This is a genomic window from Bdellovibrio bacteriovorus str. Tiberius (assembly GCF_000317895.1).
GTDB classification, from domain to species: domain Bacteria; phylum Bdellovibrionota; class Bdellovibrionia; order Bdellovibrionales; family Bdellovibrionaceae; genus Bdellovibrio; species Bdellovibrio bacteriovorus_F.
This window is the reverse complement of sequence record NC_019567.1, coordinates 3,129,742-3,148,418: the sequence shown is the minus strand read 5'-3', so window position 1 is coordinate 3,148,418 and position 18,677 is coordinate 3,129,742. Positions and strand designations below refer to the sequence as shown.

The window sequence follows — 18,677 nt, the reverse complement described above, 5'->3', positions numbered from 1 at the left end:
TGCAGCCTCTTCAGCTCCTGGGCGTTGCCCGGGTGAACAATCTATTGTTCTATTTCAGTTTCATCCTTGAAGGCCCTCCTTTCGGTTCAGCAAGAGAGTGACCATCTCTCTTGACTCCTTCTGAGTGAATCGTTGATGTGCATTAGATCGGGATTTGGTACGAGCTCTTGACAGGACGTCGGGCGGGTTTTGTTTGTTTTTTACAATACTGGCCGTAAGGCAGATCGGGGATTCAGGACGTAAGATTGTCCTGAATCATTTGTACACAGTACTTTCAGAGGGAAAAATCCAATTTCTCAGGACTTTGGCTGAGTCAATTTTCTGAATGGGGATCAAGGGCTTAAGCGGAGCGGCGCCCGCAAACACGCTGTGGGTGCGCAAAGGAACAGATTTTAATCTATTTCAATAAAACGGCAGAAGGCCATGTTGCCCGCCAGTTCGTACTGATGTGTCTGTGTGGCCTTCAGGTGATGAATGGGATTGTATCCAATGGTGCAGATAACTTTTTCGCCGTCATAGTGGGAACAGTCTTCACAGGCAAAGCGTGTGTCATATTCCAGAAAGTCCTTGGGGTTGACGCGGTCTTTTTTGATGGACGGATGCAGGCGTGGCTGCGATTTGCCTTTACCTTTGGGATTTACGATACCTGCCACTTTGACCGCCTTGACATTGCTGAAATAAGACTCATCCTTTATTCCAGATGGAGGGTTTATGAGCAACGATATTGAAAAAATGACGCGAAAAAGCCAGGAGGCCATGCAGGCCGCCGCGAGACTGGCTGAGCGCAAAAACAGCCCCTCTGTAGAACCGGAACACCTTCTGATGGAGCTGGTACAGCAGACCGAAGGCATTGTCCCGCGCATTCTCGACAAATTGAATGTTCCTCAGGCCCAGTTCCTTGCGGAATTGCGGACTAAAATTGATAAATTCCCTCAGGTGACCGGTGGCGGGCAAAAGATGTTCGCCAGCCCTCGCCTTGAAAAGATCTTTCAGGCGGCCGAAACCGAAGCTCAGGAATGGGGTGATTCCTATATCTCCACCGAGCACTTCTTTATGGCCATGCTGAAAGGCGGGGATGCTGAACTGATCGGGCTGTTTAAGAAAAACAAAGTCACGGCGGATGCGGCACGCACGGCCCTGACTGAAATTCGCGGAAAACAAAAAGTGACGGATGATGATCCGGAAAACAAGTACGAGGTTCTGAACAAGTATGCTCGTGACCTGACCGCTTTGGCGGCCGAGGGCAAACTGGATCCGGTGGTGGGTCGTGATGAAGAAATCCGCCGCGTGGTGCAGGTTCTTTCCCGCCGTACTAAAAACAACCCGGTCCTTATCGGTGAACCGGGCGTGGGTAAAACCGCCATCGCCGAAGGCCTGGCTTTGCGGATCATCAAACACGACGTGCCGGACAATCTGGTTGGCAAAAAACTGATGTCTTTGGATATGGGGGCCTTGATCGCGGGTGCAAAATACCGCGGGGAATTTGAAGACCGTCTGAAAGCGGTGATCAAAGAAGTCACCTCCAGCGATGGCCAGATCATTTTGTTCATCGACGAACTGCACACCCTGGTGGGCGCGGGTAAAACCGACGGTGCCATGGATGCGGGGCAGTTGCTGAAGCCGGCCCTGGCACGCGGTGAACTGCGCTGTATTGGTGCCACCACATTGGATGAATACCGCAAGTACATCGAAAAAGATGCGGCTTTGGAAAGACGCTTCCAGACGGTTATGGTCGAGGAACCAAGTGTTGAAGACGCCATCACCATCCTGCGTGGCTTGAAAGAAAAGTACGAAGTCCACCACGGTATTCGCATCACGGATGCGGCGCTGGTGTCCGCGGTGAAATTGTCTCACCGTTATATCACCAACCGTTTCCTGCCGGATAAGGCGATTGATTTGATCGACGAAGCGGCCAGCAAGCTGGGTATCGAAACCCGCTCGGTGCCGGAAGAAGTCGACAAGATCGAACGCGAGCTGATGCAGTTGCGTATTGAAAAAGAGGCGCTGAAAAAAGAAAAAGACGAAAGCGCCCGCGAGCGTCTGGCAGTGATTGATAAAGAAATCACCGAACTGAACGCCAAGAACCAGCTGCTGCGCGAACAGTGGGAATTTGAAAAAGGCGGTATTGAGGGCATTAAAAAACTCAAAGCCGACATCGAGGATCTGAAAGTGGCGGTGGCCAAAGCCGAGCGCGAAGGCGACTTGGGTAAAGCGGCCGAGCTGAAATACGGAAAACTTCCGGAGGCCGAGAAAAAACTTAAAGCCCTTGAAGAGCGCAGCAAGGAAGGCGCGAAATCCGCTTCAGAAAACCGAATGCTGAAAGAAGAGGTCGGTCCTGAGGATGTGGCCGAAGTCGTCGCTAAGTGGACGGGAATTCCAGTCAGTAAAATGCTGGAAAGCGAATCCCAGAAACTGCTGCACATGGAAGATGCGCTGAAACACCGTGTGGTGGGTCAGGATCATGCCCTCACGATTGTGGCCGATGCCATTCGTCGTGCACGGGCCGAGATTTCAGACCCGAATCGTCCGATCGGGACTTTCATGTTCCTGGGTCCGACGGGTGTGGGTAAAACTGAAACCGTGAAGGCCTTGGCCGAATTCCTGTTCGATGACGAACAAGCCGTTGTTCGCATCGACATGAGCGAATACATGGAAAAACACGCGGTGTCCCGTCTGATCGGCGCGCCTCCGGGCTATGTCGGTTATGAAGAGGGTGGTCAGCTGACGGAATCAGTCCGTCGCCGTCCCTACAGTGTGGTGTTGCTGGATGAAGTTGAAAAAGCCCATCCGGATGTGTTCAACATCCTTTTGCAGGTTCTGGATGACGGTCGTTTGACTGACGGTCAGGGACGCACTGTGGATTTCAAAAACACCGTGCTGATCATGACCTCGAACGTGGGTTCCCAGTCGATTCTGGATCCGGGTATGTCGGAAAATCAAAAACGTGAAGCCGTGAATGAGGCTTTGCGCGAAAGATTCCGTCCGGAGTTCCTGAACCGTATTGATGAAATCGTGATGTTCAAGTCCCTGGGCGAATCGCAGATTTCCGGCATCGTGAAGGTGCAGCTGGATCTGGTCGCGCAACGACTGAAAGCGAAAAAGATCGGTATCGACTTCAATCAGGAGGCCATCGACTTCCTGGCGAAGAAAGGCTACGACCCGATTTATGGTGCAAGACCTTTGAAGCGTGTGATTCAGAGCGAACTTCTGAATCCACTTTCCAAAGAAATCATCTCTGGCAAAGTCAAAGCCGGAGACACCATTCACGTCAAAGCCAACGGCGGCTCCCTGACCTTCTAAAAGGTAAAAGGTGCCTGGTTGTTTTTTCTGGCTACACAGCATCAAGCCCTGTCTCATCGAGGCAGGGCTTTTTGCTTCTTAAGCGATGACATGACAATTGAGTTTTACGGGAATAGAGTGAAGGAATGAAAAAGCAAAAGAAAAAGACATTGGCCTTGATTGCTCACGACGGAAAGAAAGCTTTGATGGTTTCATTCGTGCGTGATCATCTTGATACTTTCAAAAACTTCACTTTGGTGGGTACCGGCAATACCGGTCGTCTGATTCAGGCTGCGGGCCTGAAGGTTACGCGCAGGTTGTCGGGACCGCTGGGTGGGGACGCCCAGATCGCCGCCGAAGTGGCGACGGGAAAATGCCAGGGCGTGATCTTTTTCCGCGATCCGCTGGGCATGCATCCCCATGACCCGGACATCTCGATGTTGATGCGAATCTGCGACGTTCATAATGTTCCGCTGGCGACCAATCCGGCGACGGCTGAGCTGCTGATTACGGGTCTTTCCCACGACTAGAGCTGTCAGGGTTTTAGACACCTTTTGCATTCTTTTCCGTTACAGGTCTGTGGGTTGAGAAACCCCTCTGCCGAGGGCATCCTCACGGCCTATGCGTCTGAATAAAGCTTTCCTCATTGCCAGTCTGATCTTTGTAACATCCGCTCACGCCAACAAAGGCGCAAACTGCGCCGATGGTTCCGTGGTTCTGGGCTTTGCCGGGGACATTCTGGTTCACGATGCTCTTTACAAAAACATTCTGCCGAAACAGAACTTCACAAGTCTTTGGAACAAGGCCATTCCATTGTTCAACAAAGCCGATTACATGACCGTGAATCTGGAAGGTCCGGCGGCGGTCGGTATCGACAAGGCTGGACGTGATGTGGGCGATCAGGGTTTTACCTATGATCTGAACGTGTATTCAGGAACGAATTTTTCCTTCAACTTCCATCCGCAGATTCTGCGTGATCTGAAAAGTTCCAATGTTGCCCTGATCAGCACCGCCAACAACCATTCGTTGGACAGACAATGGCGGGGCGTCGATCGCACCATTGAGGCTGCGAAAAACATTGGCCTTTCCACCGTGGGCACAAGGCCGTCTTACGCGCCGAATGAAAACTTCTATCACCTGGCGGATGTGCGCGGCTATCGTATGGCGTTTGTTGCCTGCACCGAAGCGACCAATGGGATAGCAGACACTAAGAACCAAGTTCTTTCCTGTTATGGCAAATCCCAGCAGGTCGAAACATTGATCCGTCAGCTGCGCGCTCGGGGCGACATTGATGGTGTGATTGTGCTTCCGCACTGGGGTGTGGAATACAGCCATAAGCCGGACAAGTCACAAACGACTTATGCCAAACGCTTTTTGGAGGCAGGAGCAGTGGCAGTTGTGGGATCTCATCCCCATGTCCTGCAACCCTGGGAAAGCTATCGCACCAGTGACGGTCGTCTGACGATGATTGTGTATTCTCTGGGGAACTTCCTGGCATTCCAGGCCGGGACCGAAAAGAAAACCGGCGCCGTTGTCTATCTGCAGTTGGGACGCGATATGCAGGGCCGCACTCAGGTGCTGACCTCCTATTACACGCCGACTTACCGCGATGGATACACAGTCTATCCGATCAGCAGCAAAGGTTCCAAAGACGCGCTGAAAGAAGCCGCCCGTCATCTGGGCACTCAAAACCGTCTGGAGCCAGATCAGAAAATCCCGCGCTGCAATCAATAAGATTTCGTTTTTCAGTCCCTGCCAATGTGTGCTTCAATATTGGCAGGAGATTTTATGGAAGCCACCTCAGCCACATTCTGGCGTAAATGCAGTTCCTGCAAAAAGCCCATCAATTATGGTTCGAAATATTTCGTTTGCAGTGTTTCCACCTGCAACAACGAGCGCACGGGTTATGTTTTTTGCAGTGTCCCTTGTTTTGAAACACATCTGCCGGGGGCAAGACACCGCGATGCGGGAGCCGTGGAAAAAGTTGCTCCGAAAGATGCGGCGGCGGCAGAAGAATCCCATCAGCGCGCTCCGGCTCGTATCATTGTCAAATCTCCGACAGCATCCACTCCGTCGGCTCCGGCGGGCAGTCTGGCGGCAGCTCCTCAGGAAGTTTTGATCATCGCCTCTCGTTTGAAGGACTATATTCAGGCCCGTTCTGAATACAATACTTCTGCATCCGTGATGGATGTGCTTTCGGATCACGTGCGTATCCTGTGTGATCGTGCGATTGAAAATGCACGGGCTGACGGGCGTAAGACGGTGATGGATCGCGATTTTGAATTCTTGAAAAAGTAGTTCCCCCGGTTTTCAGACACTTAAAGAAATGGAGTTCTATGAAAAAGTTTATTGGCACTCTGGCAATGGCAATCGGTTTTTCCTGCGCAGCCCAGGCTTCGTATGTTTCTTACGACTTAAGTGGTTCTGCCGGTTCCCGTGATGGTGAATCCTACAGCGAGATTCATCTGGGCTTGAACTATTTTCCAGTGAACTGGTTCAACTGGAGAAACTCCATCTTTACACAGTTTGGATCCCAGATTAATACCGTGTATGGTTTGGATACCGCGGGTCTTTTCAATTACGAGATGTACAACAGCAGCCGCACTTTGGGGATTGAGCTTTATGCCGGCCCGGGATTGCGTTTTGCCTCTGAAAATTCCAATGCCGCGTTTGGAGTTGCCGGGATCACATTCGGCCTGGGTGGTTTGCGCATCGGTGGTGGTGTTCAGCAGTTCCAGTATTTCGAGGATCGTAAGGATAAAAACGATTTCACACTTAATAAAAGCGAGACCCAATACTTCATCACACTGTCCGGTGGCGGCAGCTTCTAGCATTGCCGTGCTTGAGCGGGCGGCAAAGCAGCCGTCCGAAATTCTTTATTCGTATTTCGTTTTATTGTGATCAATGTTTTGACGTTCAGAGTATTCACACTAGTCATCACGCCATTCAACTTTTCTTAAACAGTCTAAACATTCGACAAGGCAAAATTTTTTTGAAATTGCTGTTTCCAAGGCTTGCGAACAATTTCAAACACTTAGCGCGTCTCATGATGAAACCGGTTTCGTTTTTGCAAATGAGTCCGCAAACTTACACCCGGTTTAAGGTCCAGCCTTTTCATTCCGTATACTGTGCATGAACCGCCTCGATAGATGGAGTGGAAAGGGAATATCATGAAATCACAAGGCACAGTAAAATGGTCGAAACAAATTTTCAAAGCAGGCGTGATGATCGCCGGCGCGGCCATGACAATGGGAAATCAGAAGTGCGAACAAAAGCAGGCTGAAGTTCCGGTGCGCAGTCTTAAGAAGATTGTTGAGATGGGCGCGATCCGCTCCAGTCCTCTGATCTTCCCCAATGGTTCTTTCGATTTCCAATTTGTTGCCAACGAACAGATATATGGAGTGCTCATGGAGAGCAAAGAATTCGCGCTAAGATATGCGCCTCCAATCGCTGTTCCCCCGGAGCAGGCACGCAGCGGGGATCAAAGCTTCTTCAATCTGACCAAAGCGGACGGTCAGATGATGAAGGCGTTTGCTGAAGCTGTCGGCAAGGACAACTATGATGTGCAGTACGCGCAAACCGCGTGGTGTATGGTGAACATTCCGCAGGCGAAACTTTCCGGTGCGGTGAATTCATTTGAATTGATCGGCGGTGGTGGTCTGACGGTGGGTTTCACTCCGGCAGGGAACTATTCCACGAATGGACTGGCTTCGGCGGGCTTGAATGTCGAATGGGCGCAGCTGGATCTTTCCATGATGGCGACTCGTCCTTTGACTTCGAAAGTGATGACAGCAGCCAATGTGACGACAAAACAGACCAAAACCAAAGTGAACTTCGGCCTGAATTTCGGTGCCTTCACTATTGGGCCAAGCGCTTACTATCAGACGCCGCTGGCGCAAGTGACCAAGAATGCTTTGGTCAAAGCCGTGGGTGAACTGAACTCCGGATTGAAATCTGAAGAATGGCACACCCGTGTGATGGCCAATCACGACACGCATTTGGTGATCGTGGGCGGTTTGGATGTGGGCCTGGAAGCGGGCGATCAGTTGTTGGTTTATAACGAAGACTACTACTGGGAAGGTGAACCTTGTAACTCGAAATACCTGGGTGGTGGGGCCGCGGCAGGTTCGGCGGTTGCCAAGATCGAGATCGACTGGGTGGGTGATGAAATCTCCCGCGGTCGCGTGATCGAACAAAATGCCAATAACGCTGTTATTGGAGCCAAAGTAAAACTGTTCCAGTTCCATGCTGCGGATTATAAGCCACAGGATCCGGGTGTTCAGCCGGTGGATTCCTCCACGCCAGCCACTCAGACCCCGTCCAAACCAATAGGCAATCAAAACCCGGGAAAACCGGGCCGCGGCTAGGGCTTTCTCAGAGTGTAAAAGTGCCACTTTCCTTGCCACGGGCAGGGGAAAGATGTAGGGTCTCGGCCACAAGCTTGAGGCCCCTATGTTTTCTGGAATCGTAGAATCTGTGATGCCCATTGAAAGCTCTGAAGAGCTGACCAATGCCTATCGTATAAAAATCAAAAAACCTTCTGAATTCAATGACATAAAGCTCGGCGACAGTATTGCCTGCGACGGCGCTTGTCTGACCGTGGAAGCTTTTGATGATCAGACCATGACTTTTGCTTTGGCGGCCGAGACCATCAAGGTTCTTGAATGGAACCCGCAAAGCTGGCTGGGAAAACAGGTCAATCTTGAGAGATCTTTGCGTTTTGGTGACCGTATTCACGGCCATCTGGTGACCGGTCACGTCGACAGCCTGGGGACAGTGACCCGCGCTGATCTTGAGGGTGAATCCTTCTTTCTGGATGTGAACGTGGCAGAAACCATTTTGCCTTACGTCTGGAAAAAGGGCAGCGTGACCCTGAATGGGGTCAGCCTGACGGTCAATGAACTGCAGGGTTCGGTGGTGTCTGTCTGCTTGATCCCTGAAACTTTGAAGCGCACTAACTTGGGACTGCTTAAGCCGGGCAGCCGTATCAACGTGGAGCCTGATTACATGGCCCGCGCCATCCAACGTTCTTTGGAAGTCAGAAAGGGCTAACAATGGAATTCAATACAATCCCTGAGATCATCGATGATGTTCGTAACGGCAAGATGGTTATCCTGGTGGATGACGAAGATCGGGAAAACGAAGGCGATCTGATTCTGGCCGCTGAATTCGCCACGCCACAAAATATCAACTTCATGGTGAAAGAAGCCCGCGGTCTGGTGTGCCTGTGTCTGACAGCCCAGCAGGTCGAGCGTCTGCAGCTGCCACTGATGGTGCGTGATGATCTGAACTTTGCGCCGAACAAAACAGCGTTCATGGTCAGCATCGAGGCTTCTGAAGGTATCTCGACTGGTATTTCCGCTGCCGATCGTGCATTGACCTGCCGAGTGGCTGCGAACCCTCATGCAAAACCGGCGGACATTCACATGCCGGGTCACATCTTCCCAATCCGCGCCCAGCAGGGTGGGGTTTTGAAGCGTGCCGGTCATACCGAAGCCAGCGTGGATCTGGCCCGCCTGGCGGGTTTGAATCCAGCCGCAGTGATCTGTGAAGTGATGAACGATGACGGCACAATGGCTCGCGTGGGTGATCTTCGTGAGTTCGCAAAAAAGCACGATATCAAAATCGGCACGATCGTGGATCTGATTGCGTATCGTCTGGCGAATGAAACTTTGGTGGAAGAGCTGCACAGTGTTCCACTGCCAGCATCCTTCGGTGAAAACATGCAGGCGCGTGTCTTCCGCAGCACGGTGGATGGCCTGGAGCATCTGGTGATCCAAAAAGGTGAAATCAAGAAGGATCATCCAACCCTGGTGCGTGTTCACGTGGACAACTTCACCCGTGATTTCATGGCGGTGGTTCAGCGTGGGGCTTCGTCCGTGCTTGAAAGCATCAAGGCTATTTCCCAGGAAGAAAGCGGCGCTTTCGTGCTTCTGCGCGGAAACAACCGCACCACCGGCCTGACTCAAGAACTGAATGTTCTGGTGGGTCTTGAGGACATCCGTCCGACGACGCCGTTGATGGATGAGCGTGACTACGGCATCGGCGCCCAGATCCTGCGTGAGCTTGGTGCGAACAAGATCCGTCTTTTGACCAACAAGCCGGAAAAGAAAGTCGGCCTGAAGGCCTTTGATATCGAAATCGTTGAAATTGTCGCAATGGAAAACTTGAAGGGACCAAAATAATGGGAAAAATCAAAGTTGGTGTTGTCACCGCTCGCTGGAATCAGGAAATCACCTCTAAACTTGAAGAAGGCGCGATCAGCTATCTGGAGTCCTGTGAAGACGTAGAGATCTTTGCGGCTTTGGTTCCGGGCGCGGTGGAAATCCCATTGGCGTGCCAGGCTTTCCTGGAAGCGGGCTGTGACGGTGTTGTGGCATTGGGCGTGGTGATCCGTGGTGACACTTCCCACTATGACTATGTTTGCAACTCTGTGACTGACGGCGTAACCCGTCTTATGCTTGATTACAAAAAACCGATCGGTTTCGGCGTTCTGACGACTGAAAACGAAGAGCAGGCCCTGGCTCGCGCTGGTGGCGATCACGGCAACAAGGGTGAAGAAGCTGCTCAGGTGACGATGGAAATGATCGGCCTGACTCAGGAAATCCCTGCGGCCATGAAGACAGCTCTTATGCTGGCTAAAAAAGCCCCGGTAAAAGCTGCGGCGAAGGCAGCCAAGAAGCCTGCAAAAGCTGCGGCAAAAACACAAAAAAAGAAGAAAAAAGTAAGAAAGTAATCTAGCATGGGGCCTATGGAAAATACGCCCCTTAAGGATGAGTTTCTTCCTCCTGGTCCGCAGGAGTTTAAAAAGCGACGCCGCGAGATCATTTTGGTTCTTGTGGTGTCGTTTTTATTTGGTCTTCTGACGTGGTTTGAAATCCGCCTGTTCGCCACCAGTCAGCAGCTTCCGTTTGTTCACAGTATCTTCTTCTTCGGTCTGGTGAACTTCAACATCATCCTGCTTTTGCTTCTGCTGTTCATGATCTTCCGCAATGTCGTGAAGGTCTTCGTGGAAAGACAGGGCAAGGTCTTTGGCTCAAGCTTAAAGGCCAAACTGGTCGCAGCCTTTGTGGCGTTCAGTTTCATTCCGACCGTGCTGATGTTCATCATCTCGGTGTTCTATATCAACTCCAGTTTCGACAAATGGTTCAGTGCGAAGATGGCCGGGGTATTAAAAAGCTCCATCGAAGTCACCAATGCCTATTACTTCAACGCCAAGAAAAAGAACTATCACTTTGCCCATCAGATTGCCGATTCTCTTCGTCCGCTGCGTGATCAGCGCGCGATCGAAAAGAAAGTAGAACAGCTGCGCAAGGACTTCAGCCTGGATGCGGTGGAATACTATCCATCCCTGTTCGGAAAACGTGTGGTGGTTTCGGCTGAAGACGACACCGTCCCGACAGTGCCGGCGGTTTCTTTGGAATTCCTGCAAAAGGGGATCAAGCTTCAGGCGGAAGCCAGTATCATTCACCAATTCGGTGACGGTAATCTGGTGCGCGTGATTGTGCCCGTCCAAGAGGGCGCCGAGCGCGGGGCGGTCGTGGTATCGAGCTTCCTGCCGCTTTCTTTGATTTCCAAGATGAATGACATTTCGACAGCCTACGATGAATTCCGCGATATCAATCCGCTGGAATACCCGCTGAAGTCGATCTATTTGTATATTCTGGTTCTGATGACTTTCGTGATCCTGCTAGCGGCAACATGGTTCGGTTTCTATCTGGCAAAACAACTGTCAGTGCCGATCGTGCAATTGGGCCGCGCCACCCGCCGGGTTGCCGGGGGGGATTATACCCCGCTGGAGGTCAAAGCCGGTTCCGAAGAAATTGCGGACTTGATTCAAAGTTTCAACTCGATGACCGGGACCCTGGAAAGCACGCTGGCTGAATTGGATCAGCACGCGCGTTACACGGACACGGTTCTTAAAAACGTCAGCGCCGGGGTGATCTCGGTCGACAGGGCGGGGATCGTGACCACGATCAACCGTCACGCGGCTCAGCTTTTGCGTGTGGATCCGGAAAAGTACATTGGGCATTCTGTGCGTGATCTGCTGACGCTGGAATATTTCCGCACTTTCGCGGAACTGCAAAAGACCATGCACGATCACAAGATCGAAAGCTTGCAAAAGGAACTGCGCCTGAACGTTCAGGGTGAAGCCGTTCCATTGCAGGTGACTTTGTCCATGCTGAAGGATGAAAAGGGCGAGGACATCGGTAAGATCCTGGTGTTTGATGACATGACTCCGATCGTGAATGCCCAGCGTGCGGCGGCGTGGACGGAAGTGGCCCGTCGTATCGCGCATGAAATCAAAAATCCGCTGACGCCGATCAAACTTTCCGCCGAACGCCTGCAGCGCAAGTTCGGGGGCTCGATCACCGATCCGGCCTTCAGCGAATGCACCACCATGATCGTGAAACAGGTGGATGGGCTTAAAAACCTGGTGAATGAATTCAGTAACTTTGCCCGATTGCCACAGGCGCGTCCGGTGGTGGCGAACCTGAACTCGGTGGTTGAAGAGTCTTTGGGCTTATACCGTCAGGCCCATCCGCAGATCGACTTTGAATTCAGCAAGGATCTGGAGCTGCCGGACTTCAAGTTCGACCCGGACCAGATCAAGCGTGTTCTGGTCAATTTGGTCGATAACTCAGTTTCTGCTGTTGCAAAAGAGTCACAGCCCGGGGTGAAAATCACCACGCGCTACGATAAAGACATCAAAACCGTGCGCATGACGGTGGCTGACAATGGCGAAGGCATCCCCGCGGCGGATCGAAGTCGCATTTTTGAGCCATACTACTCTACAAAAGAAGGCGGAACTGGGCTAGGATTGGCCATTGTGAAAAGGATCATCGAGGATCACAACGGGTTTATTCGCGCCACGGCCAATGAACCCAAAGGTATCAAGATGGTGATCGAAATGCCCGTAAATGAAGTCGGCGCATGGAAGCCTTCCGAGGCTTAAAGGAAAAGAGGTCGTTATGACGGCACTGAACACTAAAATTTTGATTATTGATGACGAAGCACCGATTCGTGATGTGCTTTCCGCATCTTTGCGTGATGAAGGCTATCAGGTTTCTTTGGCTCACGATGGTGAGTCGGGAATTCAGGCGATTCGTGATGTTCAGCCGGAAATCGTGTTTCTGGATATCTGGATGCCGGGCAAGTACGACGGGATCGAAGTTCTGAATCTGGCGCGCAAAGAATTTCCGCACGTTGAATTTGTGATGATTTCTGGTCACGGAACCATCGAAACTGCGGTGAAAGCGACCAAGCTGGGTGCCTGGGACTTTATCGAAAAGCCTCTGTCCATGGACAAGATCCTGATTGTGATCTCCAACATCCTCAGTTACCAGCAGCAGAAGGAAGAAAAAGCGCTTCTGTTGAACAAGCTTCGTAAATCCATCGCTTTGATTGGCGAGGCACCAAGCATCGTCGCGACGAAACAAATCATCGCGCGTGTGGCACCGACCAGTTCCTGGGTTCTGATCCAGGGTGAAGCGGGTACGGGTAAAGAGCTTGTGGCCCAGAATATCCATTACATGAGCTCCCGCGCCAGCCGACCGTTTGTTGAAATCAACTGCGGTGGCATCCCCGAGGACCTTCAGGATTCAGAAATTTTCGGAATCGAAAAAGGCGCCATGCCGGGTGTGGAGCGCGCGAAAAAAGGCAAACTGGATCTGGCTTTTGGAGGCACGCTTTACATTGCTGAGATCGGCGAGCTGAATCAGGCGGCGCAATCCAAGCTGTTGAAGTATCTCGACAGTCGTACCTATACAAGAGTTGGTGGTACGGAATTGATCGAAAATGATGTTCGTGTGATCGCAGCCTCCTCGAAGGATCTTGAAAAAGAAGTGAAGGACGGTCGTTTCCGTGAAGACCTTTACTATCGCTTGAACGTGATTCCTTTCCGCGTGCCTGCTTTAAGAGAGCATCCCGAGGACATCCCGGTGCTTGTTTCCTATTTCTCTGACAACGTTTCCCGCGAAAGCGGTTATCCGAAAAAAGCGTTTTCGGAAAAAGGCGTGGAAAAAATGCTGGCCTATCAGTGGCCGGGCAACGTTCGTGAGCTGAAAAACTTTATTGAGCGTGTTTACATTCTGACTCCGGGCGATTTCGTGGATGTTCACGATCTTCGTTTCGCGGGTCTGATCGACAAAGACGACGAAAAAGCGGTGGAGATGCAGGATCTTTCCACTTTCCGCGAAGCACGGGCTCAGTTTGAAAAAGATTATCTGCTGCGCAAGATTGGCGAAAACAGCGGCAATATTTCGCGCACAGCAGAGGTTATTGGTCTGGAAAGAAGTTACCTTCACCGAAAGATCAAAGCCTACGGAATTGATACGAAAGACTAGAAGGAAAGAGACAGCAAGATGGCAGATACAGCAATTACCCCGACACGTTCTCAAAACTATCCAGAGTGGTACCAGCAGGTGATCGTTGCCGCTGATATGGCGGAAAATTCTCCGGTGCGCGGTTGCATGGTGATCAAACCCTGGGGCTATGCCGTTTGGGAAAACATGCAGGGTGTTTTGGACCGCATGTTCAAAGACACGGGCCACGTGAATGCCTATTTTCCTCTTTTGATTCCACTGAGCTTCCTGGAAAAAGAAGCGGCTCACGTGGAAGGCTTTGCGAAAGAGTGCGCGGTTGTGACTCATCACCGTTTGAAAGGTGATGGCAACGGCAAACTGATCCCGGATGGCGAACTGGAAGAGCCATTGATCATCCGTCCAACCAGCGAAACGATCATCGGTCACCAGTTTGCAAAATGGGTGAAATCTTACCGTGACCTGCCGATTCTGGTGAATCAATGGTGTAACGTGATGAGATGGGAAATGCGCACGCGCATGTTCCTGAGAACGGCAGAATTCCTGTGGCAGGAAGGTCATACCGTTCATGCGACGGCTAAAGAAGCTCAGGAAGAAACTTTGCAGATGCTGAATGTCTATTCTGACTTTGCAGAACAATACATGGCGATGCCAGTGATCAAGGGCATGAAAACTCCGGATGAAAGATTCCCGGGTGCCGTGGACACTTACACGATCGAAGCACTGATGCAGGATAAAAAAGCCCTGCAGGCGGGCACGTCCCACTTCCTGGGTCAGAACTTCGCCAAGGCTTCCGAGATCAAATATCTAAGCGCGGAAGGCAAGGAAGAGTTCGCATGGACCACTTCCTGGGGTGTTTCGACCCGTTTGATCGGTGGTCTGATCATGACCCACAGTGATGACAACGGGTTCGTGGTTCCACCAAGACTGGCTCCGTTGCATGTGGTGATCATTCCGATCTATCGCAACGACGAAGAGCGTGCTCAGGTTCTGGACTATGTAAAAGCTTTGGAAAAAGACCTTAAGTCCCAGAACTATGTGGGTTCTTCCGTGCGTGTGAAGATCGATGATCGTGACATGCGTGGTGGTGAAAAAGCATGGCAGTACATCAAACAAGGTGTTCCTGTGCGTGTTGAGGTGGGTCCTCGTGACATGGCAAAAGGTGAAGTCTTTGTTGGCCGCCGCGACCGTGGTCCGAAAGAGAAATCCTCCATGGAAAGAAACGCATTCGTGGCCAACATCACGAATCTTCTTCAGGAAATGCAGGATGGTCTGTTTGAACGTGCGAAACAAATGCGCGACGAAAGCATCAAGACCATCACGAATCTGCAGGACTTTGAAAAGTATTTCTCTGGTGGTGAAAACACCGCTCCGGGCTTTGCCAAGGTTCCTTGGTGTGAAGCCGGGATGGGGCATGAGCTGCTGGGGCAGTTGAAAGTGACTCCACGTTGTATGCCGCTGGATCAGGAGCCGGTGCAAGGCAACTGTATCTTCTCGGGCAAACCCGCTACAAAATGGGTCCTGTTCGCAAAATCATATTAAACAAAAGGCCCTCTTCCGAGGGCCTTTTGCATTCCGGTTAAAGAATTATAAAATATCGTGTTTCCCTGTGCTGTTCGGGAAACATTTCTCTGTGAACACTTTGAAGTCTTGTCGTTACAGGTGGCCGTTGCGCTTTGTGCGGCCAGCGTTGACGATGATTGAGTAGTAAACGAAAGGCTCAAAGTGTTGGCGCTGGCAGATACACAGATGGATCAGGTACGGGAACGCATCGCAGGCTTGTTGCAGGATGTGGTGAAAGAGATGACAAACGGTGCAGACGGCGTTCAAGTCAGCTTCGTTTCTGGTGATCGCACCACCGTATATCACATTAATATCCCGCAGGAACATCGCGGGAAGCTGATCGGAGCGCAAGGCAAGAACATCACTTCTTTGCGCAACATTCTGGCGGCAATGGCGGGAAGTAACGGCTTCCGTGCGATCATTGAGCTGGTGGTTTAGTTCGATCTAAAAAAACCAGATCTGAAAATGAAAAGAGCTCCCGGTGGGAGCTCTTTTTTTATTGAACTTCGATGAAGCTGGCTTCAGACCACGGCGAAGTCTGGCTGGAACTGCGACCGCGCATGCGGAAATACCAGCGTCCCTTGTCCAGGCCCTGATTCAGATAGTAATCGCGAGCTTCCACTTTATAAACCACACTGCCGCTGAAGTCCTGCTTCTTGGCCAGTTCCAGTTCATACCAGGCAGCACCCAGAATCTGACCCCAGGCAAAGCGAATTGCATCGCCGGACTTGAATTTGTTTCCTTTGTTCGGGGCCTCCAGAGTTGCGGCCAGCAGGTCAGACTGTTTGCGGTACTCGACACCGTAAACCTGTGAAGGCGTGTCAAAGAAGTCCGGACTTTCAGAGCTTGGAATCAGGCGGAAGTAATACCAGCCTTCTTCTTTGACGGGCATAAAGAATTCAATATTGCGGGTTTCAAAGCGTTTGGCATCTTTCAGGTTTTCGTTGCGGCCCACTTCCATAAAATATTTTTTGGCGTTTTTACGGTGAGTCCACAGAACGTGCAGTTGATCCTGGGATCCTTTTACGTCGATGTTTCCAAATGAAATTTCATAGCGTTCCACTGACGGCCCGGGCAGGACCCCTTTGATTTTGAAAACCTCTGAGGCCGGAGAAATCTCGCCTTCTTTGGATCGGGCCAGAACACGCACATAACTGGGCTCTTTGGTGGAATGATCAATCGCGTATTCCGGAGAGTTCAAGTCCACCTTCAGATTCACGTTTCCGAACTTGGGGGTGTCGGCAATCTCAATGATGTAGCTTGTGGCGTGAGGAACCGGTTTCCAGTTCACGGTGACACGCACGGTGACCGGGCTGACCAGATCCTCTTTTTCTTTCAGCAGCACCGGAGCGCTGAGTGGCGGGCGGACTTCGGCAGAAATCACGTTAGACCACACCGCCGAAGAAGGCTTGTCAGTGTAAACCTTTTGCGCGCGCAGATAGTAGGTTCCTGGTGTTGTGACTTCCATTCCCTGGGATAGGGGCCCTTTGCGGGAATCAAGGACGGTGCTGAAGTCAGCCGTGCGGCTCAGCTGCACCTCGAACTGCTGATTGTTTTTGGCATCGCGGATTTTTGCGGTGATTTCCCAGCGGCCGCGTTCTACAAGGCGAAGGTCGGCACTTTCCAGATTGATGTCTGACGGGGCGACGACGGTGATCTTGTGACCCGCACCAGGCTTGCCATTGGCGGCAATCAGGCGCCAGTAAAGCACGCCGGCTTTTTTGCGGGTTACTTCGACGAAAGAGCGACCGGATGTGTTCACTTTTTCGATATCTTGAGTGAATTTCGGCACGGTGGAAAATTCCAGAGTCGGCGCAGGTCCGCTCCATTCAAAGCGAACCGGTTTTCCGATATAGGCAACTAGGTTGTCATCCGGGGAAAGAACAGTCAGGGCATTCTTTCGTTCGTCTTCCGCCGCCGCTGCTGCGACTTTTTGTGCCTGAAGTTCGGCGGCTTTGGCCGCTGCTGATGAGGCCGCCAGATTTTTCAAAGCCGTCGCGGAAGGTTGCAGGGTGATGAGGTTGGAAGAAGGCGACACTTCACCTTCTTTGGATTCAGTCTGCAGGCTGATGTAATAAGGCCGCGTCAGGTATTCGTTGATTTCAAAACTGGTTTTGGATTTTGGCAGGCGGTTGATTTTTGAATCGCGCATGTCAGCGTTGAAAGACGTGCGAAGCAGGAAGTGTTCTGCCGCATCTTCGCCGCTCCAGGAAAGCTGGGCAGCGACCACGCCGCCGACTTTTTCACTCTGAGACGTAATTTTAAGCTCTGGCGGGGTCAGGGGATTGCGAATGCTGATTTTGACAGGATCCGACCAGTCTGACACCAGATCGTTGGCGTAAAGGCGTCTGACGCGTAAATAGAAGTCACCAGATTGATCGATAAGGGAGCGGAAAGGCGAGGGACCGACAAAGGCGTCATACAGATCCTGGTATCTTTCGGTCCGACTGACCTGAAACTCGTAGCGGGAATTCGCGGCGGGGTTGGTGACGGAAGTATCCAGCTGCCACTTTCCACGTTCAATGAAGGTCAGTGATGGTTCACTTAAAGTCGTCTTTTGCAGATTGGCGACCTTAAAGTAAGAGTTGTTGGAAAAGTGGGGGACACCATCTTTATAAGAAATCACTCGCCAGAACACATCCCCTAGCAGCTTTGCAACTGGAATGGGCGTGGTCTTCTTGCCGGTCACATCCACTTCACCATCAATTTGATAGAAGTCCGGATGAGTCGAGTATTCCAGCGTCTGGCGTTCTGCCGAATCGCTTTCCCACATGAAAGCCTGATTGGTTTCATTCTTATAGATCACTTGTTTTTCAGCCGGATGCACCAGTTTGATGGAAGGATCGATGGTCTGATCGATATACAGTTCCACTTTGCTGTCGTTTGCGGCGTCACCGGCATTGTCTGCGTTGGTGCCGCGGCTGCGAACGATGACGCTTTCTCCGTGTTTCAGAACTTTTTTATCTTCAACACCTTCGATGGCAACCTGGCCTGCCGCCATTGCCAGACCCAGTGCGTGTTCTTTCTTTTTCACGTAAAGGTCGTACTTGGAACCGGGACCGATGCGCAAACCCGCCTGATCCACACGCAGAATGATTCCGGTGTTGTCATTGGGGAAACTTCGCAAGTTGAATGAACCATCGTTCAAAGCCAGGATCAGATTGTTTTTGTCACCGGAATCTTCAGAGATGCGCAAAAGGGTGTTTTCACTCAGGCGGGCGCGGCGGTTTCCAGAGAAGTGCAGAAGGGCTGCGGATTTTTCACCGACAAAAACTTCAGAACCGTTGTAAAGTTTTTGTCCGTCCGCGGCTGTGCGCCAGAAAAAATCGCCGGTATATTTGTGGCGAACCTGGGATTGAATATCACGAATGACAGCAAGAGGTTTTCCGAGAGACGTTTCGTCCACTTTGCTCAAACCTGGGATACCTGCGAGATATCCCACGCCTGCTAAAATTCCGATGAATAATACAAGTGCTGCAAATCCGAGTTTCTTTTTCATTCCCCTACTATCAG

15 protein-coding genes are annotated in these 18,677 nt (G+C 51.4%); 13 read left to right on the top strand and 2 right to left on the bottom strand.

The window, feature by feature from the left end; translation table 11 throughout:
- Positions 1-392 precede the first annotated feature (392 nt).
- Positions 393-653 carry a hypothetical protein gene (locus BDT_RS14950; protein ID WP_015092072.1) on the bottom strand — a complete coding sequence of 87 codons (261 nt, stop codon included), beginning with the start codon at positions 651-653 and terminating at the stop codon, positions 393-395.
- Positions 654-711: 58 nt separating this feature from the next.
- Here BDT_RS14950 and clpB point away from each other — a divergent pair, with 58 nt between their 5' ends.
- The 13 genes from clpB to BDT_RS14885 all read left to right on the top strand — a co-directional run bounded on the left by clpB (position 712) and on the right by BDT_RS14885 (position 15,602).
- On the top strand, positions 712-3,300 hold the full coding sequence (gene clpB, locus BDT_RS14945; RefSeq protein WP_015092071.1) for an ATP-dependent chaperone ClpB: 2,589 nt from the start codon (positions 712-714) through the stop codon (positions 3,298-3,300).
- A gap of 125 nt (positions 3,301-3,425) precedes the next feature.
- Positions 3,426-3,809 carry a methylglyoxal synthase gene (locus BDT_RS14940; protein WP_015092070.1) on the top strand — a complete coding sequence of 128 codons (384 nt, stop codon included), beginning with the start codon at positions 3,426-3,428 and terminating at the stop codon, positions 3,807-3,809.
- A 91-nt stretch (positions 3,810-3,900) separates the two neighbouring features.
- Positions 3,901-5,013, top strand: a complete 1,113-nt coding sequence (locus BDT_RS14935; RefSeq protein ID WP_015092069.1) for a CapA family protein — start codon at positions 3,901-3,903, stop codon at positions 5,011-5,013.
- A 54-nt stretch (positions 5,014-5,067) separates the two neighbouring features.
- Positions 5,068-5,577 carry a hypothetical protein gene (locus tag BDT_RS19110; RefSeq protein ID WP_015092068.1) on the top strand — a complete coding sequence of 170 codons (510 nt, stop codon included), beginning with the start codon at positions 5,068-5,070 and terminating at the stop codon, positions 5,575-5,577.
- 38 nt (positions 5,578-5,615) lie between these two features.
- Positions 5,616-6,110, top strand: coding sequence for a hypothetical protein (locus tag BDT_RS14925; RefSeq protein ID WP_015092067.1), 495 nt, complete (start codon positions 5,616-5,618; stop codon positions 6,108-6,110).
- Between the two features lie 339 nt (positions 6,111-6,449).
- Positions 6,450-7,646: a hypothetical protein gene (locus tag BDT_RS14920; RefSeq protein WP_235046149.1), complete on the top strand. Its 1,197-nt coding sequence runs from the start codon at positions 6,450-6,452 to the stop codon at positions 7,644-7,646.
- A gap of 85 nt (positions 7,647-7,731) precedes the next feature.
- Positions 7,732-8,331 (top strand): riboflavin synthase, encoded by a 600-nt coding sequence (locus tag BDT_RS14915; RefSeq protein ID WP_011165410.1) that lies wholly within the window; start codon positions 7,732-7,734, stop codon positions 8,329-8,331.
- Positions 8,332-8,333: 2 nt separating this feature from the next.
- Positions 8,334-9,464, top strand: coding sequence for a 3,4-dihydroxy-2-butanone-4-phosphate synthase (gene ribB, locus BDT_RS14910; protein WP_015092065.1), 1,131 nt, complete (start codon positions 8,334-8,336; stop codon positions 9,462-9,464).
- Positions 9,464-10,015 carry a 6,7-dimethyl-8-ribityllumazine synthase gene (ribH, locus tag BDT_RS14905; protein WP_015092064.1) on the top strand — a complete coding sequence of 184 codons (552 nt, stop codon included), beginning with the start codon at positions 9,464-9,466 and terminating at the stop codon, positions 10,013-10,015. The genes ribB and ribH overlap by 1 nt, the downstream gene beginning before the upstream one ends.
- Before the next feature lie 15 nt (positions 10,016-10,030).
- Positions 10,031-12,235, top strand: a complete 2,205-nt coding sequence (locus BDT_RS14900) for a sensor histidine kinase (RefSeq protein WP_015092063.1) — start codon at positions 10,031-10,033, stop codon at positions 12,233-12,235.
- A 16-nt stretch (positions 12,236-12,251) separates the two neighbouring features.
- Complete coding sequence (locus BDT_RS14895; protein ID WP_015092062.1) at positions 12,252-13,625, top strand: sigma-54-dependent transcriptional regulator; 1,374 nt, start codon at positions 12,252-12,254, stop codon at positions 13,623-13,625.
- A gap of 18 nt (positions 13,626-13,643) precedes the next feature.
- A complete protein-coding gene (proS, locus tag BDT_RS14890; protein ID WP_015092061.1) occupies positions 13,644-15,143 on the top strand; it encodes a proline--tRNA ligase in 1,500 nt (499 codons plus the stop codon).
- A 207-nt stretch (positions 15,144-15,350) separates the two neighbouring features.
- Positions 15,351-15,602, top strand: coding sequence for a KH domain-containing protein (locus BDT_RS14885; RefSeq protein ID WP_148278859.1), 252 nt, complete (start codon positions 15,351-15,353; stop codon positions 15,600-15,602).
- A 58-nt stretch (positions 15,603-15,660) separates the two neighbouring features.
- Here BDT_RS14885 and BDT_RS14880 read toward each other — a convergent pair whose 3' ends face one another.
- Complete coding sequence (locus tag BDT_RS14880) at positions 15,661-18,663, bottom strand: hypothetical protein (protein ID WP_015092059.1); 3,003 nt, start codon at positions 18,661-18,663, stop codon at positions 15,661-15,663.
- Between the last annotated feature and the right edge of the window lie 14 nt (positions 18,664-18,677).